The 23,824-nt window shown below is 62.6% G+C and carries 19 protein-coding genes and 3 pseudogenes; 15 read left to right on the forward strand and 7 right to left on the reverse strand.

Annotated elements, in window-relative coordinates; all coding sequences use genetic code 11:
* Positions 1–833 (reverse strand): PPE family protein (locus tag BST40_RS29500; protein WP_142276749.1); only part of this gene is annotated, 833 nt, incomplete at its 3' end.
* 182 nt (positions 834–1,015) lie between these two features.
* Positions 1,016–1,276, reverse strand: a pseudogene (locus BST40_RS33285) (glycogen synthase); the annotation flags it as partial.
* On the opposite strand from BST40_RS33285, the pseudogene BST40_RS17020 reads away from it, so the two are divergent.
* The 4 genes and pseudogenes from BST40_RS17020 to BST40_RS17035 all read left to right on the forward strand — a co-directional run.
* Positions 1,273–1,944 (forward strand): annotated as a pseudogene (locus BST40_RS17020) (Mu transposase domain-containing protein); the annotation flags it as partial. The pseudogenes BST40_RS33285 and BST40_RS17020 overlap by 4 nt on opposite strands.
* Positions 1,944–2,263: pseudogene (locus tag BST40_RS17025) on the forward strand (ATP-binding protein); the annotation flags it as partial. The pseudogenes BST40_RS17020 and BST40_RS17025, both read left to right, overlap by 1 nt.
* 222 nt (positions 2,264–2,485) lie before the next feature.
* Positions 2,486–3,379 (forward strand): FkbM family methyltransferase, encoded by an 894-nt coding sequence (locus BST40_RS17030; protein WP_083154890.1) that lies wholly within the window; start codon positions 2,486–2,488, stop codon positions 3,377–3,379.
* Positions 3,380–3,933: 554 nt separating this feature from the next.
* Positions 3,934–5,040, forward strand: coding sequence for a SagB/ThcOx family dehydrogenase (locus BST40_RS17035; RefSeq protein ID WP_198929531.1), 1,107 nt, complete (start codon positions 3,934–3,936; stop codon positions 5,038–5,040).
* A gap of 91 nt (positions 5,041–5,131) precedes the next feature.
* Here BST40_RS17035 and BST40_RS17040 read toward each other — a convergent pair whose 3' ends face one another.
* Positions 5,132–6,748 (reverse strand): DHA2 family efflux MFS transporter permease subunit, encoded by a 1,617-nt coding sequence (locus BST40_RS17040; protein ID WP_176358413.1) that lies wholly within the window; start codon positions 6,746–6,748, stop codon positions 5,132–5,134.
* A gap of 158 nt (positions 6,749–6,906) precedes the next feature.
* On the opposite strand from BST40_RS17040, the gene BST40_RS17045 reads away from it, so the two are divergent.
* Entirely contained in the window at positions 6,907–7,611 is a 705-nt protein-coding gene (locus BST40_RS17045) for a DUF2334 domain-containing protein (RefSeq protein ID WP_075547445.1), read from the forward strand.
* Between the two features lie 43 nt (positions 7,612–7,654).
* Positions 7,655–9,361 carry an FAD-binding dehydrogenase gene (locus tag BST40_RS17050; protein WP_089025187.1) on the forward strand — a complete coding sequence of 569 codons (1,707 nt, stop codon included), beginning with the start codon at positions 7,655–7,657 and terminating at the stop codon, positions 9,359–9,361.
* A gap of 19 nt (positions 9,362–9,380) precedes the next feature.
* Here the strand turns inward: BST40_RS17050 and BST40_RS17055 are convergent, their stop codons facing one another.
* Positions 9,381–10,019: an MBL fold metallo-hydrolase gene (locus tag BST40_RS17055; protein WP_075547482.1), complete on the reverse strand. Its 639-nt coding sequence runs from the start codon at positions 10,017–10,019 to the stop codon at positions 9,381–9,383.
* A gap of 176 nt (positions 10,020–10,195) precedes the next feature.
* Between BST40_RS17055 and BST40_RS17060 the strand changes: the two genes are divergently transcribed.
* The 7 genes from BST40_RS17060 (at position 10,196) to purQ (ending at position 15,281) form a co-directional block, all read left to right on the forward strand.
* The gene (locus tag BST40_RS17060) at positions 10,196–10,948 is read left to right on the forward strand and encodes an LLM class flavin-dependent oxidoreductase (protein ID WP_075547447.1); all 753 of its coding nucleotides are present in this window, start codon (positions 10,196–10,198) and stop codon (positions 10,946–10,948) included.
* Between the two features lie 255 nt (positions 10,949–11,203).
* The gene (locus BST40_RS17065) at positions 11,204–11,701 is read left to right on the forward strand and encodes a 6-pyruvoyl trahydropterin synthase family protein (RefSeq protein ID WP_158006346.1); all 498 of its coding nucleotides are present in this window, start codon (positions 11,204–11,206) and stop codon (positions 11,699–11,701) included.
* Between the two features lie 519 nt (positions 11,702–12,220).
* The gene (locus tag BST40_RS17070) at positions 12,221–12,790 is read left to right on the forward strand and encodes a PE family protein (protein WP_075547449.1); all 570 of its coding nucleotides are present in this window, start codon (positions 12,221–12,223) and stop codon (positions 12,788–12,790) included.
* Positions 12,791–13,320: 530 nt separating this feature from the next.
* Complete coding sequence (locus tag BST40_RS17075) at positions 13,321–13,761, forward strand: 6-pyruvoyl trahydropterin synthase family protein (protein ID WP_075547450.1); 441 nt, start codon at positions 13,321–13,323, stop codon at positions 13,759–13,761.
* Between the two features lie 36 nt (positions 13,762–13,797).
* Positions 13,798–14,289 carry a 6-pyruvoyl trahydropterin synthase family protein gene (locus BST40_RS17080; protein WP_075547451.1) on the forward strand — a complete coding sequence of 164 codons (492 nt, stop codon included), beginning with the start codon at positions 13,798–13,800 and terminating at the stop codon, positions 14,287–14,289.
* Positions 14,290–14,370: 81 nt separating this feature from the next.
* Complete coding sequence (purS, locus tag BST40_RS17085) at positions 14,371–14,610, forward strand: phosphoribosylformylglycinamidine synthase subunit PurS (RefSeq protein ID WP_075547452.1); 240 nt, start codon at positions 14,371–14,373, stop codon at positions 14,608–14,610.
* Complete coding sequence (gene purQ, locus BST40_RS17090) at positions 14,607–15,281, forward strand: phosphoribosylformylglycinamidine synthase subunit PurQ (protein WP_083154892.1); 675 nt, start codon at positions 14,607–14,609, stop codon at positions 15,279–15,281. The genes purS and purQ overlap by 4 nt, the downstream gene beginning before the upstream one ends.
* A 313-nt stretch (positions 15,282–15,594) precedes the next feature.
* Here the strand turns inward: purQ and BST40_RS17095 are convergent, their stop codons facing one another.
* Positions 15,595–16,053: a hypothetical protein gene (locus tag BST40_RS17095; protein WP_089025188.1), complete on the reverse strand. Its 459-nt coding sequence runs from the start codon at positions 16,051–16,053 to the stop codon at positions 15,595–15,597.
* 1,508 nt (positions 16,054–17,561) lie between these two features.
* Here BST40_RS17095 and BST40_RS17100 point away from each other — a divergent pair.
* Complete coding sequence (locus tag BST40_RS17100; RefSeq protein ID WP_240316513.1) at positions 17,562–18,464, forward strand: lipase family protein; 903 nt, start codon at positions 17,562–17,564, stop codon at positions 18,462–18,464.
* 78 nt (positions 18,465–18,542) lie between these two features.
* Here BST40_RS17100 and BST40_RS17105 read toward each other — a convergent pair whose 3' ends face one another.
* Together BST40_RS17105 and BST40_RS30145 are read right to left on the reverse strand one after the other, a co-directional pair.
* Positions 18,543–19,304, reverse strand: coding sequence for an ABC transporter substrate-binding protein (locus tag BST40_RS17105; protein WP_082275445.1), 762 nt, complete (start codon positions 19,302–19,304; stop codon positions 18,543–18,545).
* Positions 19,305–19,368: 64 nt separating this feature from the next.
* Complete coding sequence (locus tag BST40_RS30145; protein ID WP_158006347.1) at positions 19,369–19,539, reverse strand: hypothetical protein; 171 nt, start codon at positions 19,537–19,539, stop codon at positions 19,369–19,371.
* A 2,724-nt stretch (positions 19,540–22,263) separates the two neighbouring features.
* Between BST40_RS30145 and BST40_RS17110 the strand changes: the two genes are divergently transcribed.
* The gene (locus BST40_RS17110) at positions 22,264–23,355 is read left to right on the forward strand and encodes an alpha/beta hydrolase fold domain-containing protein (protein ID WP_083154894.1); all 1,092 of its coding nucleotides are present in this window, start codon (positions 22,264–22,266) and stop codon (positions 23,353–23,355) included.
* Positions 23,356–23,824 lie beyond the last annotated feature (469 nt).

The following is a 23,824-nucleotide window of genomic DNA, read 5'->3' on the forward strand; positions in this document are numbered from 1 at the left end:
TTTTCGCTTGCTGCTTTGCGCTTTCCTGTGTTCTCGTCGGCTCTTTTGCCGTGAGCGGCGTTTGTGTTTCCGTTGTTGCCGTATCCGGTGTTGGTGTTGCCCTTGTTGCCGTCGCCGACGTTGGTGTTGCCCAGATTGCCATTACCGGAATTGGTGTCGCCCTTGTTGGCGTTGCCGGTGTTGCCGCTGCCAGGGTTGTAATCGCCGGTGTTGCCGGAGCCAATGTTGCCGCGCCCGCTGTTGCCGAAACCCAGGTTGACCCCGAACGCATTGCGGATCCCGATACTTGCGTCGTGTGCCAGACCGAGCAGTGGCGGTGGCAGGTTTTGCCAGGGCGTGAGGCTGGCGGCGGCGATGGATACGTCCGCATGGTAGCCCGCCATCGCGGCCGCGTCCTGGATCCACATCTGTTCATACTCGGTCTCAGTCGCGGCTATAGCCGGAAAGTTCTGGCCGAAGAAGTTCCTAGCGGTGAGCGACAGAAGGTGCGCCCGGTTGACGGTCACCACTTGCGGGGGAACGGAGCCCTGCAAAGCCGCCTCGAATGCTCTTACCGTCGCCCAGGCGTTCCCGGCGGAATTTTCGGCTCCGGTCGCTGCCGCTCGCAGCCATCCGGCATAGGGAGTGGCCGCGACCAGCATCGACGCCGCTGCCCGACCCTGCCAAGCCTCGTTCGCCAGTGCGGAAATCAGCGATTCGAAACCAGCTGCGGCCAACGCGAGCTCCCTTGCCACGCCGTCCCAGGCAGTGGCCGCAAACAGCATTGGTGCTGATCCGGCACCCGCAAACAGTCGTGCGGAATTAACTTCCGGCGGCAATATCAGATATCGCATCTGGACGGCACCTTTCTGCTCGGCTCCGATCCGAGACAAGAGTACGTCGATTCATCATCTTTGATGCGCCAATCCAGTAATCGCACTGTGGCATCATGTATTTGGTGGCTGGCTGGACCGGAACCGTTGTCGTCGGGGTAGCCCGATCACTAGGCCATGTCAGCGCGAAGGCCCGGGATACGTCACAAGCACGCCTTGCAATAGGTGTCCAGGATCCGCTCGGCGACGCGTGCCCAAGAGAACTTGTCGACACATGGCTGACGTCCGTCCTGGCCGTAACTCTCCGCTCTGGAGGGGTTCGCGACCAGCGCATTAATGGCTGTTGCCAATCCGCCCTGGTAGCCGTTCGGATCGTCGGGTCGTAATGCGCCAACGATCCGGTGACCTGTCGGCGACCACCTCCGCTATCCGCCCACGGAGGCCACCACAGCGGTTGCGCATGCCGGCGACGGTGATTGCCGAGCGGATCGGCTGGACCCGCTCGATTCGGGTCCTTTCCGGGCGGGTGGCCGAGCTGCGGCCGGTGTATTTGCCGCCGGACCCGGCCTCGCGCACCGAGTATGTGGCCGGGGGGGATCGCCCAGTGTGATTTCTGGTTTCCGCCGATCGAGCTGTCGGTGGGATTTGGGCAGAGCCGCACCGCCAAACAGCTGCCGGTGTTGACCATGGTGTGCGCCTATTCACGTTGGCTGTTGGCCATGCTGCTGCCTTCGCGGTGCGCCGAAGACTTGTTCGCCGGCTGCTGTCGTTGCCGCCGGTGGCCCCGGCTACCGGGTGGTGTTCGTCGCTGCGGCTGCCGCGCGATCACTATGTGCGCGTGGATTCCAACGATTACCCGGTGCATCCGGGCGGCATCGGGCGCCGGGTGCTGGTGCGCGCGGACCTGGATCGGGTGCAGGCGTTTTGTGATAGCCAGCTGCTCGCCGATCACCAACGGATTTGGGCGGCTCATCAGACGATCTCCGACCCCGCGCATGTCGATGCGGCGAAGGTGTTGCGCCACAAACACTTCAGCGTAGCCAAGCCGCTGTCCGAGCCGCAGGTGCAGGTCCGCTCGCTTACCGATTACGATGCCGCACTCGGTGTTGACCTTGATGGTGGGGTGGCCTGATGCCCGCCACCAAGACGGCCCAGCGCCGCGATGTGACCGCGGAGATCGCTTATCTGACAAGGGCGCTCAAAGCGCCCACACTACGCGAGTCGGTGACCCGGCTAGCTGAGCGGGCCCGCGCCGAGAACTGGAGCCACGAAGAGCACCTGGCGGCGTGCCTGCAACGCGAAGTCTCGGCCCGTGAATCCCTCGGCGGTGAGGGCCGCATCCGCGCCGCCCTGCTCCCGGCCCGTAAATCGTTGGAAGCTCGACTTCGAGCATGCCCGCGGACTCAAACGCGACGCCCATCGCGCATCTAGGAACGCTCGATTTCATCACTGCCCGCGACAACGTCGTCTTCCTCGGCCCGCCCGGCACCGGGAAACGTACCTGGCGGCTTAGCTGAGTCGGAAAGTTCTGGCCGACGTTGTCGCCGGGTGGCCGATCGTCTGCGTCCCCAGTGCCGTTCAACATCGGTCAGCGGCTGATCCACTCGGAGTGAGTGTCATGGACTACAACCATGGCAGCGGTATGATCTGCCGGTGAATCCGACCGGAAAACGATGACCTACAGCCTGCGGCTTCGGCAACTCGTACAACGTCTTTCGCATCGCAAGGTTCGCCACTGGTTCGGCGGTCGCACAGTCATGCGTGACGTGCAGGGTGTGTCGCTCGCGATGCCACGATCGCACCGGCTTCCGGACCACGTCCGCCTGTTCCCCAGTTATGGTCAGAACCTCGTGGATCTGGCGGTCTGCCTCGGCGAGATCGACAGGCCTCTCGGCGTCATCGACGTCGGAGCGAATATCGGTGACTCCGCGGTACAGATCCTTGCGAAAGTTGACGCCCGCGTGCTCTGTGTCGAGGCAGACCACGAGTACCTGCCGTACCTGAAGCGCAATGTCGGGTCGGACAACCGCTGCGTGATCGAATTCGGGCTTCTAGTCACCGATACGGGCGAGGCCTCTGGTCTCGGCGCGGTGCGCAAGGGCGGCACGACCCGCTTCGTCCAGGGCGGAGCACCCGTGGCGGCTGCCGCACTGACCGTGGCCGAACTGCCGATCCGTCACCCAGAATTGCCGCCAATCCGGCTTGTCAAATCGGACACAGACGGCCACGACACGACACTGATCCCGGCGCTCGCGCGGGCATACTCAAGTTCTCGTCCGGTGCTGTTCTTCGAATATGATCACTACCTCTCCCACCTGGCTGGCGTAGCGGACCCGACCGCTGTTTGGGGCAAGCTCAAGGACGCCGGCTACTCGTTTGTTGGCATATGGGACGATTTCGGCAAGCCGATTCAGGTCGTGTCGATCGATGAGGTGCCAACCATCGCCTCGGTAATGGACAAGCCCGTTTCTGACCGCGGATACCACTACTGGGATGTCGCGGTCGTGCACGCCGACGACAACGCGGGCAGGGCCGCAATGGACCGGCTCTTCGCTGCGGGCCGCTGAGATGTAGGCGCTGAATGGATCTCAATCAGCGACCCGGCCTGCTCGTGATCCGAGCCTGATCTAGACGACAAGTTAAGGTCACCGAGCCCACGTCCAGATGACGGTCACTTTCGCCCCGAACAACCAAACCGGCCGACCGCACGGCGTCGTCACCCGACATGTTGACTGCCTCTCCGCGGTTGCGGTGCCGATACCGAGATCAGCGTAACTAGCAGCTGGTCACCAGTATCGTGTCAGGCGGCACACATGAAACCCAGGTATAAAGGCTTTTCAGCTAATGCGGCATTGCTCAGCACGTTCAACAGAAGGAGGTGAAGTCAAGATGCGTAAGTTTACGCTTAAGCCTGTTGCGTTGACCCGGACAGACAGGACCAGCGCGACCCCATTCTGGTACCCCGAGAGATAGGCTCCGGGAGGCTGTTGATGGATCCCGTCGGAGGTCGTTCATGAACACTCACCGAAGGTGGATCTGGGTCGAGACCAGGAGCAAATGATCGATGCGGCTGAGGCGGCGGCGATGTCTAGTCTGTTATTGGCATGCCGGCGCCTTTGTCGTGCATGGCTACCCGCGCCTGTCACCTCTTGAGCTGCACCCGGTTGCCGTCGAGATGCTCGCGGCCTTTGACGACTGGATTGAACTCGACAGGGCCATGGAAGACCTCGTGGGCTTCGACCGAGCATCCATCGAAGAAGCTGTGGCGGTATTGCGTGAGAACAGCCTCTTGCTGCAGGAGGGAAGCGATGAGGCCAACGAAGACGAGAAGATCTTCGATCAGTGGGGTCCCTGGGCGCCCGAGGCGTCGCTATTTCACTACGCCACCCAAGACGAGCACTACGTCCGAGTCGATCTGGCCTTCGATTCTTTGGAGTCCACGGCAACCGACGCGAACGAAGTGGTACCTGACGATGGCATCAAACGTCGGGTGCACACCCTGTTCACCACGTACCCCGAGGCAGATCGGTTGTTGCTGCCCCGCGGGTCTACCCGGTTATCGGAGCCATTCGACCAGGTTTTGCACCGCAGGCGGACACACCGCGATTTCACCGACCAGCCAGTTTCCTTGGAAACGTTCTCGGCGTTGTTGGCAACGGTATTCGGGCCGGTCGATTTTATCGATTCCGGCCGCAGCGCATTGCTGCGACGCACCAGCGCATCCGGCGGTAGCCGCCAGGAAATCGATGCCTGTGTCGGTGTTCTCAACGTCGAAGGCGTGCCGCCAGGTACCTACCACTACAACTGTCTCGAGCATTCGCTGGAACTGCTGAGCGAAGGGCTGACCAGCGACCAGGTAGTCGAGCTCTGCGGCAGGCAGGAATGGGCAGGCGCGACCGCGTTTATCGTGGTCCTCTGCACGACGATCGACCGCATGCTCAGCAAATACCGCACCCCGCGCGCGTATCGGATATGTCTGCTCAATGCCGGACACTTGGGCCAGACGTTCGCGCTTGCCGCCACGGCCCTTGGCTTAGGTCCATTCCAGACCGCGGCCTTCCACGACTCGACCGTCGCCGAATTCTGTGGACTGGACAACATCGGACGCACGCCGTTGTACATTCTCGCGGCGGGCCACCCCAACAACGACCCGATCACGCCCCCGCTGGCGGGCCTGGACACCTTCCGTCGAACGTCCCTTTACACAAAACAACGCGGCTCGGCCTAGTTCGACGATCTCCAGGCGGGTGTGGCCGTAAACCCACCTGGACCAGCGCCACCAGTCGGCTGGCCAACTTAGCTGAACAGGTCCGGCGTACTCAAACGCTCGTCGTGCCCGGAGGTGTCTTCGGCAGGAACGCCGCGGGGATCAGTGTCGACACCACCAGCACGACCGCAATCACGAACACCACCGTGTAGGCGTGCGAAAGGTCGTGCAGCACCCGGCTTGCGAAGTCGGGGGCAAGGGCCTGTTGCGGTATCGCCGACGGGTCGACCGCTAAGCCATGTCTGACCGCCTGCTGCTGCAGGGCAGCGACTCTGTTTGCCACCCCGATGTTTTCGCTGCGATTGAACTGGTTGGTGAGGATCATCGACATCAATGCGGTTCCTATCGAGCCGCCGACCTGCTGGGTGACGCTGATCACCGCCGACCCACGGGCAATCTCGCGCGGTGCTAGCGTCTGGATCGCGGCGCCGGAGAGCGGCATCATCGTGCAACCGGTCCCCATGCCCAACAGCCCGAGGCCGGCCAGCAGCGTCGGTAGGTAGCCCGCCTGCCTGGCTACACCGAATGTGAAGATCCCCAGGCCGGCGGCGATCAGTGTGAGGCCCACGAGCACGCTCTTGCCCGGCCCGCGCCTGTCCATGAAGGCGCCGGCGAACGGCATGGTCAGCATTGCGCCCAGCCCGTTGGGAATCAGGTGTACCCCCGACTGCATCGGTGTTTGATGCAGAACCTGCTGGAGATAGCTCGGCAGCAGCAGCGCCGCACCGAAATAGGCGACGGCGAATGTCGCGAAGGTCAGATTGGCTCGGGCGAACACCCGGTTGGTGAACAGCCGCAGATCCAGAAGCGGGTGATCGGCGCGGTGCCAGGCATGCCACCCGAACAACGCAACCAGCATCAGCCCGACGATCACCGGAACGGCCACGTAGCGGTCGGTCACACTGCCGCGGCCCGGGATCGACGACACCCCGAACAGAAACGTTGCCAGACCGGGCGACAGCAGCAGCACCCCGACGAGGTCGAAGCTCTCCGCCGGTGCGGGCTGGTCTTTGGGGAACACGAGTGCCGCGAGGGTGAACGCGATCAACCCGATCGGCAGGTTGACCAGGAAGATCCACGGCCAGCTGAAGGCACCGATGAGCCAGCCGCCCAGGATCGGCCCGCCGATCGGGCCGAGCAGCATCGGGATGCCCAGCACCGCCATCATGCGTCCCAGACGTTTGGGGCCGGCCACGCGGGTCAGGATGGTGAACCCCAGCGGCATCAACATGCCACCGCCAATACCCTGAATCACGCGGAACGCGATGAGCGCCAAAATGTTTGGCGCCGACGCACACAGCAGTGAGCCGAGCGTGAACGCCAGGATGGAACCCATCCAGAGGCGCTTGGTGCCGAACCGGTCGGCCGCCCAACCCGTTAGCGGGATCACAGTCGCCAGCGCCAGCGTATAGCCGGTCATGGTCCAGCCGACCACGGCCTGGGTGGAGTCGAACTCGGTGATGAAGGTGCGTTGCGCGACACTGACGATGGTGGCGTCGAGGATCGACATCACCGAGGCCAGCACGCAGACCCCGGCGATCCGGAAAAGCCGCGCGTCGAGCCGGTCGGGGTAGACGTGTTCGCCGGGGCTGTGCTGCCCCGTGGCAGGTGTGGGCAGCGCGGCGTCGGCCGGTGCGGAACGCGCCTTGTCCATGGCGCTGCTGAGCATATCGACAGCTGTCACCGCTACCGCTGCCGGGACCGGCTCGGCTCGGGGTGCCCGGCCCCGCAGCGAGCCGGATATCCGCACGTCAGAGGCACTGGATAGTCGTCTGCTGGCTGCGTGTATTTCACCGTCCGGAAACCTGGCATCGGCAAACTGAACGTGTGTCTGGAAAACTGATCGTCTCGGTCTCGGGGATAGGTGAGCGCACCCTGGCCGGCGTCGAGGCATTCTGCGCGGAGATGGATGCCCGTTCGGTGCCGGTGTCGCTGCTGGTTGCTCCGCGACTCAAGGGTGACTACCGCCTCGACCGGGACCCCCGCACCGTCGAGTGGCTGGCCGCCCGGCGTGCCGGCGGCGACGCCCTGGTACTGCACGGCTACGACGAAGCCGCAACCAAGAAACGGCGCGGCGAATTCGCGACGCTGCTTGCCCACGAGGCCAACCTGCGGGTGATGGCCGCCGACCGGGTGCTCGAACACCTGGGGCTGCGTACCCGGCTGTTTGCGGCGCCGGGCTGGGTGGTGTCCCCGGGGGTCGTCAAGGCATTGCCGGGAAACGGTTTTCGGTTGCTTGCGGATTATCACGGGATCACCGACCTGGTCCGCAAGAACACGGTGCGTGCCCGAATACTGGGCATCGGTGAGAGCTTCCTGACCGAGCCGTGGTGGTGCCGGATGGTGGTGCTATCGGCCGAACGCATCGCGCGGCGCGGCGGCGTGGTGCGCGTCGCCGTTTCGGCGCGGCAATTGTCCAAGTCCGGTCCGCGCCAGGCCATGCTGGATGCCATCGACCTGTCGATGATGCACGGTTGCACACCGACGGTGTACCAATGGCGGCCCAATAGAGCTGTGCTCGACGCCGCCTAGCTGACGCCCGCCCGCCCAGCCGTAAAGTCTGCCGCCGTGAGCGGTGGCACTACCCTGTACCGACATGAGTGATGCTTCAGTAGGTTCGGGGCCTGTGTCGGACGGGTTTACGGCTGACGCGATCATCGTCGGAGCTGGCCTGGCCGGCCTCGTCGCCGCCTGTGAGCTGGCGGACCGCGGCCTGCATGTGCTGATCGTCGATCAGGAGAATAGCGCCAACCTGGGCGGGCAGGCGTACTGGTCGTTCGGCGGCCTGTTTTTCGTCGACAGCCCGGAGCAGCGCCGGCTGGGCATCCGCGACAGCCATGAGCTCGCATTACAGGATTGGCTGGGGACGGCGGCTTTCGATCGGCCCGAAGACCATTGGCCGCAACAATGGGCCCATGCCTATGTCGATTTCGCGGCAGGGGAGAAGCGCAGCTGGCTGCGGGCCCGCGGACTGAAGATCTTCCCGCTGGTGGGCTGGGCCGAACGTGGGGGTTACGACGCGCAGGGCCACGGCAATTCGGTCCCGCGGTTTCACATCACCTGGGGAACCGGACCCGCCCTGGTCGAGATCTTCGCCCGTCAACTGCGGGACCGCCCGAACGTGCGCTTCGCACACCGGCACCAGGTTGACCGGCTGATCGTCGAAGGTGACGCGGTGACGGGCGTCCGGGGCACCGTGTTGGAGCCGTCGGACCAACCGCGCGGCGTGCCGTCGTCACGAAAAGCGTTGGCCAAGTTCGAATTCCGTGCGTCGGCGGTAATCGTGGCCAGCGGTGGCATCGGCGGCAATCACGATCTGGTGCGCAAGAATTGGCCGAAGCGGATGGGGCGCGTCCCCAAGCAGCTGCTCAGCGGGGTGCCGGCACATGTCGACGGCCGGATGATCGGCATCGCCCAAAAAGCCGGGGCGCGCGTGATCAACCCCGACCGGATGTGGCATTACACCGAGGGCATCACCAACTACGACCCGATTTGGCCGGACCACGGCATCCGGATCATTCCCGGCCCGTCCTCGCTGTGGCTGGATGCGGCGGGAAATCGGTTGCCGGTACCGTTGTATCCCGGTTTCGACACGCTCGGCACCCTCGAGCACATCACCCAGTCCGGTTACGACTACACCTGGTTTGTGTTGAACGCCAAGATCATCGAGAAGGAATTCGCCCTGTCCGGTCAGGAGCAGAACCCTGACCTGACCGGACGAAGTGTGCGTCAGCTGGTGCGGTCGCGGATTCGGTCCGGACCACCGGAACCGGTGCAGGCTTTCATCGACCGGGGCGTGGATTTCGTCAGCGCCGACTCGTTGCCTGAATTGGTGGCCGCCATGAACGAGTTGCCCGAGGTCGATCCGCTGGATTACGAGACGGTGGAAGCCGCCGTCACGGCACGCGATCGTGAGGTGGCCAACAAGTTCACCAAAGACGGTCAGATCACCGCGATTCGCGCAGCCCGCAGCTACTGGGGCGACCGGTTGGGGCGGGTGGTGGCGCCGCACCGGTTGACCGATCCCAAGGCGGGCCCGTTGATTGCCGTCAAGCTTCACATCCTGACCCGAAAGACCTTGGGCGGCATCGAAACCGACTTGGACGCGCGGGTCCTCAAATCCGACGGCACCCCGCTGACCGGGCTGTATGCGGCCGGCGAGGCTGCCGGATTCGGCGGGGGCGGCGTACACGGTTACCGGGCGCTCGAGGGCACCTTCCTGGGTGGTTGCATCTTCTCCGGCCGGGCCGCCGGTCGCGGAGTCGCCACGGACATCACGTAGCGGCGAGCTTCAACAGGCCCTAGAAGGCGACCGCGTTTTCTTCCGGCAACACCTGGAAATCGGTGTCGGTCATTTCGGTGAGCCGGCCGTAGTAGATGCCGCGTGCGTCGGGAGCGATGATCCCCTGGTGGATCGGCACCGCCCGAGCCGGTGCGACCGCACGCAGATAATCCACCGCCTCGGAGATCTTCATCCACGGCGCGGCGGCCGGAGTCGCCAATACGTCCACCGGCTCGTCTGGCACGAACAGCGCGTCACCGGGGTGCATCAGGGCGGCGCGACGGTCACCGTCGTCGACCAGATACGAAATGTTTTCCACCACAGGAATTTCCGGATGGATCACCGCATGCCGACCGCCCACGGCCCGGATGGTCAGCCCGCCGACCACCAGTTCGTCGCCGACGTGTACCGCCCGGCACGGCGCGCCCAGCTGCGCGGCGGTTTGCGGATCCGCATATAGCGCCGCGTCCGGGTTGCCCTCGAGCAGCGCAGGCAGCCGCGCCGCATCGACGTGATCGGGATGTTGGTGGGTGATCAGGATTGCCGCCAGGCCGGTGATCCCCTCGAAGCCGTGCGCGAAGGTGCCGGGATCAAAAAGCACGCTGGTGCGCCCGAACTCGGCAAGCAGGCAGGAATGGCCGAAATGCGTCAGTTGCATGTCCACGATTGTGCCCCGACGCGGTCCGTAGCGATGCGCATCCCCCGAGGATGTTTTGCGTCGCAGCCGGACGGGCACGGCCAGAGGTGGCCGTGACGCAACGGGCGCGGACCCGGGATTCGGCCTGGCGCAATTAGTTTGCTGCATGCCGATCCGGCACACGGTAGGGTCGGCTCATGTTGAGACTCGACGTTGTCTACAGTGCGGCGACGCACACCTGGCCAGAGCTGCGAGACAACGTGTTGCGGGCCGAAGCGGAGGGGTATGGCGCCGCGTGGGTTTATGACCACATGTCGGGTGCGGTGCTATCGAGTCCCCGAATGCTGGAATGCTTCTCGCTGGCCGGTGCCTTGGCGGCAGCCACGTCCGTGATAGGTATCGGCACCCTGGTGGTGAATGCCGCCAACCGGCCCCCAGGGGTGACGGTCGCTGCGGCAGCCTCAGTGCAAGAGATCAGCGGCGGCCGCTTCATGTTCGGCCTTGGCGCCGGCGCCGCCCCGGGTAGTCCCTGGGCGGTAGAGCATGAGCTGCTCGATTTCCCGCTGCACCATTCGATGCGGGAGCGCCACGATCACCTTTGCGGTGTGCTGGATCTTTGCGACGTCCTGTGGGACCCGCATCGAGCCGACAAATGGGCAGGCTTTCCGTTGCCGTCGCCCCGCCCGCCGGTGCTGCTCGGAGTCAATAGCGTCGCCCTGGCCTCGGTAGCCGGTGCGCGATGCGATGGCGTCAACGTACGCCTTGATCACCCGCGGATCGGGCAGTTCTTCGACGCGGCGCGTCGGGCCCGGGCCGGGTCCGCCAATGCCGGTGCGCCCTTCGATATCAGCGCGACGACGCCCATGAGCGAAGCCGCCCGCGATCCCGACGGGCAGGCGCAACGCCGGCTGGCAGAGCTGGGTGGCCACCGGCTCATCCTGGTTTCCTGAACGGAATTGACGCTTACTTATCGGGGCGCTGCCGCGCCTCGTATCGACGTGCATCTAGTATCACTGCGTTGATTTCGACTGCACTATCGAAAAGGTCATCCCCGCGTATCGATGATCGGAGGTAACTGGCGTTTTAATTCGCTGACTGCACGTTTCAGGCATGCCGGAGGTTATTCGCATTGACGTACCGGCCCCCGATTGAATCAAACAACTTGCGCCCCTGCGCATCCCATGGAAGGAATCAGTGAGCAAGTTATGCCGTACACCATCAAACAAACATTCCGGGTTGAAATAGGCCACCGCACCTGGAGCCATCACATGCCCACCAGTAGAGGGGGCAGTGAGTTTTACACACCGGATTTGATAGCCAATAAATGTGCAAACATTCACGGCCACACGATCTTTGTTTCCGTGACTCTGGTCGGGGACAGTCTTGACGAGCAGTATTTCCTCCTGGACACCGACCTGCTGGAGCAGGCATTCCGGCCGATCCTGGACGAGTTCGACTTCGCTTTCGTGGTCGACCGGCACGACCCGCTCTATGAGGACATCGCCGCGGTGGTGCACAAGGGGGGCCTCAAGCTATGCACGGTGGACTTTTCGCCCACATTCGAAGGTCTGGTGCGGCACTTTTATGACCGCTTGCAGGCCGTTATCGCGGAAAAGGGGTTGGCCGACCAGCTCCGAATCAAGGAAATGAAGGTGCTCGGCGAACTGACGGTGGAGGCCACCTACAGCGGCGAAGGCGAATAGTCCAGCGCACCCGGCGCGGCGCCGGCGGCGATCGTCGCTGGCGCGAGAATCCCCGTCGGACAACAGGTTTCACCAAAACGTGAAACCAGTTCGGCGGCATATATCACGGCGCGAAGATGCTACCGGCTGGGTGCCCCGGTATCGCCGCAGGGTGCGGCAGCAGCAGGGCAGGCGGCGGGTGCCCAGCCTTATGGCAGTGCCGTGGCAAAAGAATTCAACTTAGTGACTGTTCCGCAGTGCCGCGGCGACGCCGCTCGCGGCGCCGCCGCGCCAACAGCCGCACTGCAGATCAGTAGCGCTCTGAGTGGCTGTTGAGATTCCGTTATGTGCCATCGACGTAAAGCATAATAGAACTCAAAAATGTGTCTCATTGAATTTAATGGTGACATGTGGCGGGGCTCCGGGGCGCTTATCGCGCATTCGCCGCAACATCAAACGAGCTGCCCAGAATCGAGCTACGATCCCGTCCTACTGATACGGATTGCATCGATGATGCCGGGCGCGGCTGCGAGGCGCCGGATGTCGCACGTACTTGTCGTGCCCCAGATCGTGGCGGCGGCGGCCGTCGATGTTGGGCGGATAGGCGCCTCGTTGGCCGCGCGGAACGCGGCAGCCGCAGCTTCGACGACTGCGCTGGTCAGTGCGGCCGGCGACCAGGTTTCGGCGGCCATCGCCGCCCTGTTTTCCCGGCACGGCCAGGGCTATCAGGCATTGGCGAAACAGGTCGCAGCGTTCCAAAACCAGTTTGTGCAAACCCTCAGCGCCGGTGCTGGCTCGTATGCCGCCGCCGAGGTCGCGAGCGCGTCGCCGCTGGAGACGCTGCTGTCTCGCCCGCTGATTGGCAACGGCGCCAACGCCACCACGCCGGGCGGCAACGGCTCCGACGGCGGCTGGTTGTTCGGCAGCGGCGGCGACGGCGCGCCCGGCGCCCCGGGCCAGCCCGGCGCCCCGGGCCAGCCCGGTGGCAACGGTGGGTCAGCCGGACTCTGGGGCAACGGCGGTCTAGGCGGCGCGGGCGGCAGCGGCGGGGCCCGGGGCGGCAACGGAGTCGGTACCGGCGGGACGGCAGGCGCCAGCGGCGTCGCGTGAGGTTGAGCCGCGAGCGCCCGCACTATCGCTGGGGGGCATGGCGGTCGAGGGCTCGACTTGGGGCCGTCGCGGGCGGTGGTCGCCGGGACCTACGTCGAGCCCGGTGTTGTGCTGTGGCACAACGCAATCGGTCGACCAGCCCAGTGGTGGACGGGCACGACCGACTCCGACCACCAGGAATCGACAGTAATAGCTGGGCAGAGCGGCGGCATAGTTATGCCTCGACCCCAAATCAAGATCAAATATTCAACGGGACACGCCACTCGGGTCTATCGGTGGATTGTGGCAAACCAAATCAAGATCAAAAATTTAACCGGCATACACCCCGCGGCTCCAACGGTGGATTCAGGCTAAACCACGAAGTCAAGAATCACGGGATGCCCTGCCGCGCCACGTCGATGGATTTGACCCAAGGTCTTGGCCTTACCTGGAAGGGGATCTAATATTCACTCCGTGACGCTGACGGGAGGTCGTTTCACAGCTCGACAATCCTAGCTACGTCTTAGCTTGCGCTCCGGAGGTGTCGAACCATGAGCCATACGATCGAGAAGACTTTTAGGTTCGATGCGGGCCATCGTTCTCTAGGCTTCAACTACAAAAAAGAAGAAACCATCCACGGCCATACCTGGCAGCTAAGACTGGTCCTTGAATATGGGGACCAGTTGGATGATATGAAGACCGTTTTCGATACCAATGAGCTAGCCGTCATAGTCGAGCCGATAATCAACGACCTGGACCATTCCTTCATTATCTGGGACCAAGACCCGATATACGACGACTTCCTCAAGGTCTGTGAGCTGGCAGACGTTGCGGACAAGGTGTATACGGTCGATTTCAATCCCACTATCGAGGGGCTCGTCGAGCATATCTATCAAAGGGTGAACAGCCAGCTCAGACTTTCGGGTTGCGTCTTGAGACGGGTGGAACTCCAATGCGCGTCGACACTCAAGGCCAGCTACGGTCTCAATTAGCCAAGTCATGCGTCGATCACAGCCAGGGAGTAGTTTATGCCGTATACGATCAAACAAACCATCCGTCTGGAAATGGGTCACCGCACCTGGACTCACGACATGCGTACCAGCCGAGGCGGCAGTGAGCTTTACACTCCCGAATTGGTGGCGAACAAATGTGCCAACCTGCACGGACATACGATCTTTGTCTCGGTGACCCTCACCGGAGACAGTCTTGACGAACAATACTTCCTCCTGGACACCGATCTACTCGAGAATGCATTCCGGCCGATCCTCGACGAGGTCGACCACGCGTTCGTGGTGGACAGGAAGGACCCGCTATACGAGGACATCGCCGCGGTGGCCCGCAAGGGCGGGCTGAAATTGTGCACGGTGGACTTTTCGCCCACCTTCGAAGCGCTGGTACGGCACTTCTACGATCGCCTGCAATCGGTCATTGAGGAAAAGGGGTTGGCCGACCAGCTCCGAATCAAAGAAATGAAGGTTCTCGGCGAGCAGACGGTCGAGGCCACGTACTGCGGGGAGTAGCCTCAGCGCGCCTGGGACACGGCGCGGCAGCTGCCGCCGGTAGAGTTGGGCCCGAGCAATCGGATCTGAGGAGGAGCGCCGGTGGCGCGGGTGGTCGTGCATGTCATGCCCAAGGCGGAGATTCTCGATCCGCAGGGTCAGGCAATCGTTGGTGCGTTGCGCCGGCTCGGTCATGCCGGAATCTCGGATGTGCGGCAGGGCAAGAGGTTCGAACTCGAGGTCGACGATTCCGTCGACGACTCCACGCTGGCCGAAATCGCCGAATCGCTGCTGGCGAACACGGTCATCGAGGATTGGACGATCAGCCGGGACCCGCAGTGACAGCTCGGATCGGGGTCATCACGTTTCCGGGCACGCTCGACGACGTGGACGCCGCGCGCGCGGTACGGCAGGTGGGCGCCGAGGCCGTGAGCCTCTGGCACGCGGACGCCGACCTCAAGGGAGTCGACGCGGTCGTGGTTCCCGGCGGCTTCTCCTACGGCGATTATCTGCGCGCGGGTGCGATCGCCAGTTTCGCACCGGTGATGGGCGAGGTGGTGGCCGCTGCCGCGGGCGGTATGCCGGTTTTGGGTATTTGCAACGGATTTCAGGTGCTCTGTGAGGCGGGGTTGCTGCCGGGCGCCCTCACCCGCAATGTGGGGTTGCACTTCGTCTGCCGTGACGTGTGGCTGCGGGTCGCGTCGACGTCGACGGCCTGGACATCGCGTTTCGAACCGGATGCCGACGTACTGGTGCCGCTGAAGTCCGGTGAGGGCCGATATGTGGCACCCGAGGCAGTGCTGGACGAATTGGAAGGTGAGGGGCGGGTAGTGTTTCGGTACCACGACAACGTCAACGGCTCACTGCGCGACATTGCCGGCATCAGCTCGGCCAACGGTCGGGTGGTCGGGTTGATGCCCCACCCTGAACACGCGATCGAGGCGTTGACCGGTCCGTCCGACGACGGTCTGGGTCTGTTCTATTCGGTGCTGGACGCGGTGCTGGTGGCCTGACACCCAGGCTGAGATGCCGGCGTGCACGACGCACCTGAACCTGTTGTTGTGCATAGTGGTCCGGTCACACGACACATGCCGGCCGAAACCGAGCACGCACTGCCCGACTTGGCTCGAGCTCAAGTCGGCGGGGACCTTGATGAGGGCCCGGGTATCGGGTCGGCGGCCGTGCGGGCTTGGCCAGCCGGGGTTGATAACCCAGGTCCGGTAGCAGCGGTCAGCGCAAACTAAAGGCGTTTCCGCACCGTACGCGAGCGCACCGAAAACAGACGAATAATCGCAATAATTGACAAGTTCCCACGATCCATCAGCCTCAGCCGGTATCGAGCAGCAACGGCGGGATGGGTTCCAGCTCGCCGAAAAGATCCACCGCCGAATCCAGGACGCGGTCGACGGAATCCGCGAACTCGTTGAACCGGATAAGACCTGGAATCCATTGGGAATTAACGGCGGTCACGCCGACGCGCTGCGGATCGGAAGACGCGTGCATGGTTGCGGTCACTGCGCGATTCCGGTCGTTCCACAGGTGTGCGAACCGCGCCAGCCGGGCCTGGTCTGCGGCCGGGAAAAAGTATGCGGGAGTGACCCGGATGGTGAATACGTCCGGATGCTCGTGCGAGATCTCCAGGTGGATGTGCAATCTTCGCGGGTAAGCGTTTGCGACGAAGAAGAACTCACCGTCATGCCGGCCGCGGAAGTACCGCTTGCCGCGGCTGTACAGATAGCGTTCGATCACGCTCGTGGACAGTGGCTCACCCAGCGACGACGTCATGATGCCCATGTTGAGGCGGCTGGGTACGGAAATTCTTTGAATCAGCCCAGGCGGTTGCGAAGAATCAGTTGAGAATTCGCTGAGCGACGCTGGCAGGCGTGCCCGCGAACGCAACCAGCCGACGGTGAAAGCCACCCGCCAAACCTTCGTGGCAAATGTCGATCGAAGATTACCCGCTGCTGCGGAGCAACAACAACTACTGCCGATGGCGGACTTTTCAACCGGGTGGCTAAGGCCTCGACGGTGGCGGCGTCATAGACGTCGGTGCGGTACTACACGACTCCACTGATGCCGGCGGGCTCACCGGCGGTGCTGAAGCTCTCATTGACGGGTTGGTGGCCTGGCCCTTCGGCGCGGCCCAGGCGACCGGTAGCCGAATCGGAAGACACCCGCCCCGGCCGCAATACCTGCGCATCGATGCGTTAGATCGTGGTGTCGGTCGGACCGTATGCGTTGATCATTGGCCGCTCGGCTGCCCACCGGTCCACCAGCTCGGCCGTGCCAAAGCCGCCGCAGCTGCAGGGGTCGGGTTCAAGACATTGACGCGTTCGGTGGTGAGCAGCGGTACGCAGTGGAGCAAGGCGCCCCATATCTCCCATAACGATATGTCGAAGCCGTTGGAATGGCAGTGGGCCACCGCTTGTCCGGCGGTGGAGTCGACAACTGTTGGTGCGCTGAGTAGATGGGCAACACTGTGGGTGGCTGGAGGCCATGTCCTTGGGCATTCCTGCGAAGGCAACGCACCAGCTCCGTTGCGTCGTACCAGCGTGCTGGTGGTCTATGCCATGTGCGCTGCAGGATCCGCAATGTCACCCGCATTCCTCCTTGAGGCGAACGTCAATCAGCATCGGAAAAAGGGTAGCACTGGTCAACACCATGTGGAGAGCGTAATCTACTGCGCCCTATCGGGTTTCGAGACGCTCCAGAAGTAGTGAACACCAGCTACGGAGTCGTTGCCAGGGTTAAACCAGCTCAACTAATCCGCTCCTACGAGGCAAAGCGCCCCGGATGATCAGCTGCGGTTGCGTGCTGTGTGCACCTATTCCCATGTCGCCGCGACACTGCGACAATCTGCATCAGTGTCCGGAGGTGCGTTGTGACGCCGCAACGACCCAGGCCCGCTCCGTGAATATCCCGCCGCCCGTGTGTATCGCCGGCAGTGTCGGCAGCGGAGCGTAACCCGTTGGTTCCTAAAAGATGTCGGTGATATTGAAGGGGAATGCGGCTCTAGAGGTCTGCCAGGAGCCCGGGACACCAGTTATGCGTGATCTGAATCTCGCCTGCGCTTGCTCGAGGAGCTGTCAAGCGCACCACGTCAGGTATCGCGTTGCGCTACAACAAATTTAATCTTGGCCAGACCCCTGTGTCGTTCGGTCTGACCATGGAACGAGCAGGTCTCAGGTTGATGACAGACGAACAACGGCTCGGGCCGCAGGGCCGAAGATGTCGGTAGCGTGTGCCTGCCCGTCCGCGGGATGTATGAGTCGTCAAGCTAGGAAAGGCGTTCGGTGAAAGACGGACTGCGTGGGGAACTCTCGCGTCGGCAATTCTCGATTGGCGCAGGGTTGTTCGGTGGTGTTGGATTTCTCGCGCCGTGGGCTACGCCGCTGATGAACACCGCCCATGCGACCGGGCCGGATTCCGGTATTGTCAACGGTTTTGATCCGCGATTTGCTCTGGACGTGCCGCTACCCTTGTGCTTGGCCGCCTACTCGGTAACAGACTGCAACAACGTGCCCCTTCCGCCGGGATTTGTTCAGACTGCGTTGATCAAGGTCGACGCCATTACCGCTGGAAAGAAAGCCGCAAAGCAACCCGAGGTGACACAGTTGGCCTTCAATGCCAACATATTTGGGCTGATAGGCCGCAATGCATCAACCCGTACCGCCTTCGTGGCCTTCCGCGGTACCATCACGTTTGACGACGTGATCACCGACTTGGGCGCAATACCTGAACCTTACGAACCGGTAGACGGGTTCGGGTATGTACATTCGGGCTTTCAGACTGTCTACCAGCTGGTTCGCGAAAGCGTCGTCAACAACATCGCCAACGCGGCTACGGGCTGCGACAAGATTCTCGTTACGGGGCACAGCCTTGGCGCAGCGCTTGCGGTGCTTGCTGCGCCCGATATCTTCCACAACATGACGCCCAACATAAGACCCAACGCCATGACCTTCGCAGGACCTATCGCAGGGTTGCGTGACTTCGCAAAGGCTTTCAATCAGGCAGTCACGAGCTGCTATCGGGTGGTGAACTTCCTTGATCTGGTGCCATACCTGCCGCCGTTGTTCTACAAACACGTGGGCCGGGCGATTGAGGTCGACAGCGGTGGGTCGATCGACCCACTGTGGCGTCATAGCCTGTTCGCCTATAAGGCTGGGCTGGAAAGGATTATCCAAGCGAATGGCTGACTTGTGCCACGAGTCAGTGAACTATCCCGTGGTGCAACCCCAGAAGTGGCCGGATACGTGCAGCGAGGTGTGGCGCGGTTACGCTTGGTACGTATTGGGATTGCCGAGCCATCGCTGCCGGAGTCGTGGCAGGGTTCCGCTCGCCTCCAGCGCGGCCTGCGCGGCGGCGATCCGCTCAAGAAGGTCCTGATCTGCCTTGGGGACCGCGATCGCAATCTTTTCTACCGATATGCCCGTGCGCTGGACGACCTCGACGCCTGGCACCGGCTTGACCAGCTCGGTCAGCACTGGGGCTAGTTTCATGAAGGCGTCGCAGCCGCCAGTGGTCAAGTCGGTTATCGCTGAACGGACAGCGCCGTAGTCGTAGACCCGCACGGCGCCGGCTCGACCTTCGGCGACAAGGCGATTGGCGATTGGCTGGCTGGTGTTGCCCTGCTGGACGCCGATTGTCAGTCCAGACAGGTCGTCAATGGAGTGCACGTTGGGCAGCCGGGCGCTGTCGACGGCCAGTGACTGCCCCGAGATCAGGTACGGCGCAACGAATGCCGCTTGCTTCTCACGTTCGGGTGTCACGGTGGTCCCGGCCGCGACGCAGTCGTACTCACCGCCGTTGAGCGCACCGAAGATGCCGTTGAAGTCGGTACCGTCGTAGCGGATGAAGCTGGCTTCAGCGCCGAGGGCTCGGGCAATCTCGGTCATCAGGTCGATGTCGAAACCGCCACCTAGGGGCATGCCGTTGAAGGGCGGATCAGGAAACGCCGCTCCCACCCGTAGGGTCCGCTTATCGTCGGACCGACGGCCCGCGACGTCGCATCCCGCCAATCCTGCGGCGGCCGTCATGGCCACGCCGGCAACCAGAAGCTGCCGCCGCCGAGTCGACATCAAACCCGTCTCCTTCAGTTGATCATTTTGGTGTCGTCATGCGCCCGATGCCTGCCGTCGGGAGCTCGATGGCTTTCGTTAGCTGATTGAATCCCATTCGACTTCGCACCGCAGGTGGATCGGCGAGCAGGGTCGAACCGCAGCTTTCAACCGTCGCTTCGACCTGATGTGCCAAATCGATGTTCTCGGTCAACGCGGTATCGCCGTTAGGCTAGGTGTAGGGGGTACCCGCCGACCCGCACCTGATGACACCGACGTCGCTGTCAGGTTGGGCTGCGTAGCAAGCGAGACGCTCCAGCGACCCGCGTACCGTCCTTTGCGGCTGCTCCCCATGCCGATCGATAGTCTCACCGTCCTTCAGTTCAGGTGGGCTGTCGGCAAAACTTGGCGGCATGCCTGGAACCCGGTCTTGAATGCCATGGCCTACCGCCACAGAAGAATCATGCCCTGCCTGGTAATGGCGACGGCGGGCGCTGATATCAATTAGTGTGACATCCTCTTTGGCCAACTGCCCGATCTCCGCTTTAGTTGCTTGTTCCCGCGTGAAGCGACGGCGGAGCCGAGAATAAGTTGTGGCGGCATGATTAAAGTTGCCGCCCCTTGTCTCGACGCCGTTTTGTGCTTGGGCCTTACGGCCGCCTGCGCTCACGACCATGCGGCTGCAACCAGTCTGAATGGATCCACTACGCGTATGTCGACGTGTATTTCCATTCTCCCGCGTGGCGGGACATCTCGGTCGGCCGTAGCGTCAGCGGACCTTCGGTTTATTCCCGCTAAGAGCGGGATAAGCCATCGCAGGTGCCCGGACAATTCGTTGTTGTGCTGGACGCGGCACGGTTCCGCCGTCGCGCAGACACCCATTGCCGGTCTCGGGGCTGTCGTTCGTATGCGGCGTGGGCATCCATGGGCATCCATGGCTCCGTCATCTCCATGTCGATCGCTGGACGCGCCTATACCCGTAACCCCCCAAATTACCGACATGTTTACACGCGGAATGTGTGACTGGTCCAGGTTGAGGTAGCGGACGTTGCAGAAATCACATGCGTCGCAACGAACCGCGGAGCGTGGTGCAGGCTGCTGTGTAAAATGCATTGACAAATGAACGAGCGCTCACTACAGGCTCATGGGCTCTATGGACCTGCATTAGCCCTCGCGGGCCGGTCATATGGCGTCACTAATTTGCCGAATGTAATGTGGCACTCTGTCACGATCTCGGATCTCGCGGTGCAAGTTCTACACCCGTAGAAGCGAGGTATACATGAGCTGTGGGCACGTTGTCTCACATTGGCGCAGCGAATGGGTCGATTTGACTCTGGCGCGCGCCACCGGCGTGCTGTTTATTCGATGAGAAGGCGAGCGTCGACGTGGTACAGCGACCTGGATGACGTGAATCGACCGCATCAACGATCTCGTCGGGGATTGTCATCTTCCGGCAGGATCGGCAGCATCGAGGAAAGCGTGTGACCATGGCAAAAGATCCCAGACCTGATGGCTGTAACGGCCACTCGCAGGCAGGGACCGGGCTTGGTGGCGAGGGCTGCTCATTTGCCCTGAAGATCTGCGACGGCATAACAACACCTACTGCGCCTCGGGTGCTGAACCCGCCGACAGCGGAATTCTGTGGGCAACAGCCTGTGTCGGCTGGATCGGTGTCTGGACGTTGGCGATGCGCCGGCCGACGAGGCGGTGTCAGGCGTCCCGGGCGGATCATCCGGGGCCGGCTCCACGAGGCCGACGGGTGGGAGACGGGAAGTCGCTCGCGCCAGTGCACGCGCCTCGGTTGCCTCACTACGTATCGCCGGGTCCAAAGGCGGTACTGCGGCGAACCCCGGCGCCGTTCATTGGGCACGCCTGCTGCCTTTGGCGGCCAGCCGCCACGGCCGAGGCCCGAACAGGTGGACCGGCGTTCGTTTCAACGACTCTCACGGCATAAGCGGCGCCTGGGTACGCCGGCCGCTCCCATCACCGCGAAGTCATCGCGGACGAGCGCGCAAGAACACGTTCATGACGAAATCGTCGTGCCGGTCTCGGTTGACACCCTAGCGGCCAATCCCGTATCCACGTCGGCGCACAACCCGACGGCCGTTCGCTGACAGCCGGCAAGTCACGACTAACCGGACGGTCAGGCGCTGTTGGATGTTCGCGGCGATATTGACGGAAGGGTTGGCGCGCTCAAAGCCGGTGGGAACGCGGCCGGCCCGGTCGCGATAGCGCTTCAAAAGCGTTGCTGACCAACGCCTTCGGTACGTCCCGGGCGTATCAGGGGCGAGGAGGGCTCAGCGTTGATCCGTAGCGCAACCTGCAACCTGGAAATCCATTGAGAGCCATTGTCTTTGCGTGTAGATCGCGCCGACTGCGTCCTGCCTCGTCGCAGCGCCCCGCTCTTCGGTTGGTCTGACAGCCATCCAGATTCAGATCGAATTGCCACTCATACAGGCTGTGGCAATGTCCAGACGGTGTACATTTCCGATGCATATAGTTCGGACGGCGCATGAATGTCAAAATGCCCTACACCTAATGGCGACGTAATAGCCGTGTAACGAGGACATAATTGCAAAATAACGTAGCATTGTGCTATAGTTTTATCCAGAGGTTATTGCCGCACCGTATTATCTCGGTACGCAGTGACCCGGGTGGACCGTCGACGACGACGGTGGTCGTCTCGGATGCCTGATTCCCAATCTCTCGGAGGTTTTCCTCATGGTGATTCGTGTGCTCATCGACCATTGTAGCGGTGTATAGGAAAACAATTTCTAACGGCCCTAAAGGTCCAGCACCGCGGACCATGACTGCAGCGCAAAGGCGCGCCACTCGCGCTGGTGAGCATTGTTCCGCATGTAACCAGCTGAGCATCGCAATCAGCAAAGTCCGTAGTCGGTGTGGCAAATAGTTGTGCGCAATGTGGAAGGCGTTAGGTATGACTGCGTTCGCTCGGGTATCCGGCTCATCAGAAGAGGCTGCTTCGCCGCTTCATGGTGCCGCGGCGCGTCCGGTCGCGGTATGTGAGGTGCCGGCCGGCGACGGGTTTCCCGTCGAGGTGGTCGAGGCGGGGCCCAGTATTGCGGCGCGGTTGGTGGCGCTGGCGTCGCGCATGACGATCAGGCCGATGCTGACAGTGGTGGGCTTTTTCCCGCATCTTCCGCTGCCGCTGCGCCTCATCGACCCTGTCTGCGGGTTCCTGATCCCGCCTCAGCCGGGTACCACCCGGACCACAATCCGGTTGCCTAACGCCACGGCGCAGTTTGTCTGCGCGCCGGGGGTGCGGCCTACCGGGAACCCGCGCCGGGTGGTCCTGTATCTGCACGGCGGCGCCTTCGTGACCTGCGGCGCTAATTCGCATGGCAGGATCGTCAAGTCACTTTCGAGACATGGCGACGCGCCCGTCCTGGTGGTCAACTATCGGCTGCTGCCCGAGCACTCGATCGCCATGGCGCTCGACGACTGTCATGATGCCTACCGGTGGTTGCGAGCAACCGGTTATCGGTCGCAAGAGATCGTGTTGGCCGGCGATTCGGCGGGCGGCTACCTCGCACTCGCGCTCGCGCAGCGGCTGCAGCAGGACGATGAGAAGCCGGCGGCGTTGGTCGCGATGTCCCCGCTGCTGCAGCTGGCCAAGGGGCCCAAGCAGTCGCATCCCAACATCAGAACCGACGCAGTGCTTACGGCGAAGGCATTTGATGCGCTTTCTGCTTTTGTCGGCAGGTCCGCCGCAAAGCAAACGGTCGACGGCCGGCGCGAAGAACCCTATGAGCCGTTAGATCATATTCAACCAGAGTTGCCGCCCGTGCTTTTGCACGTCTCCGGTTCGGAGGTGCTGCTTTACGACGCACAGCTGGCCGCCGGCAAACTAGCGGCGGCCGGAGTGCCGGCCGAAGTACGCGTGTGGCCGGGTCAAGTTCACGTTTTCCAGCTGGCTGCGCCGCTAGTGCCAGAAGCGAACCGCTCATTGCGTCAGATTGGACGCTACATCCGCGCAATCACCGGTCATTCTAACGGATCCAGTGAATAGCAGCTGACGAACTTCGCACGGCCGTGATGCCGTTCTGAAAAGCATATTTATCGGGAGTACCATGAGACGTCTTGGACGTATATCCAGCGAGTGCACGCCGCCAATTTCTGAGTGCCATCGGCTGACTGCCACGGCCCTGTTAGCCACCTCGCGTGGGCCGCAGGGTGAACATCGCTGCATAGATTACGAATCGCCGCGCGAAAGTGTTCAACTCAACGCTGCGAAATCCGCGGGCACCGACCCAGCGGCGGTTATGCCGCGCAAATCACCCGATTCGCTTCGACGATGCGGCAACGCTTGTTGTGGCGGCACCGAGTCGTTGCTGGCTCAGGCATCGTTCTGCGGAAGGTATTCATATGGTCCACGTTGATGTTCATCCGGAGGTTGAAAGACCAAGCGCTGCAGAGCCCCAGCGCGACAACGGTCCTACGCCACGGCGACCCCGGTTAGTCCGGACGGGCAAGCGAGT

The organism is Mycobacterium persicum, from assembly GCF_002086675.1.
In the GTDB taxonomy this organism is placed as follows: domain Bacteria; phylum Actinomycetota; class Actinomycetes; order Mycobacteriales; family Mycobacteriaceae; genus Mycobacterium; species Mycobacterium persicum.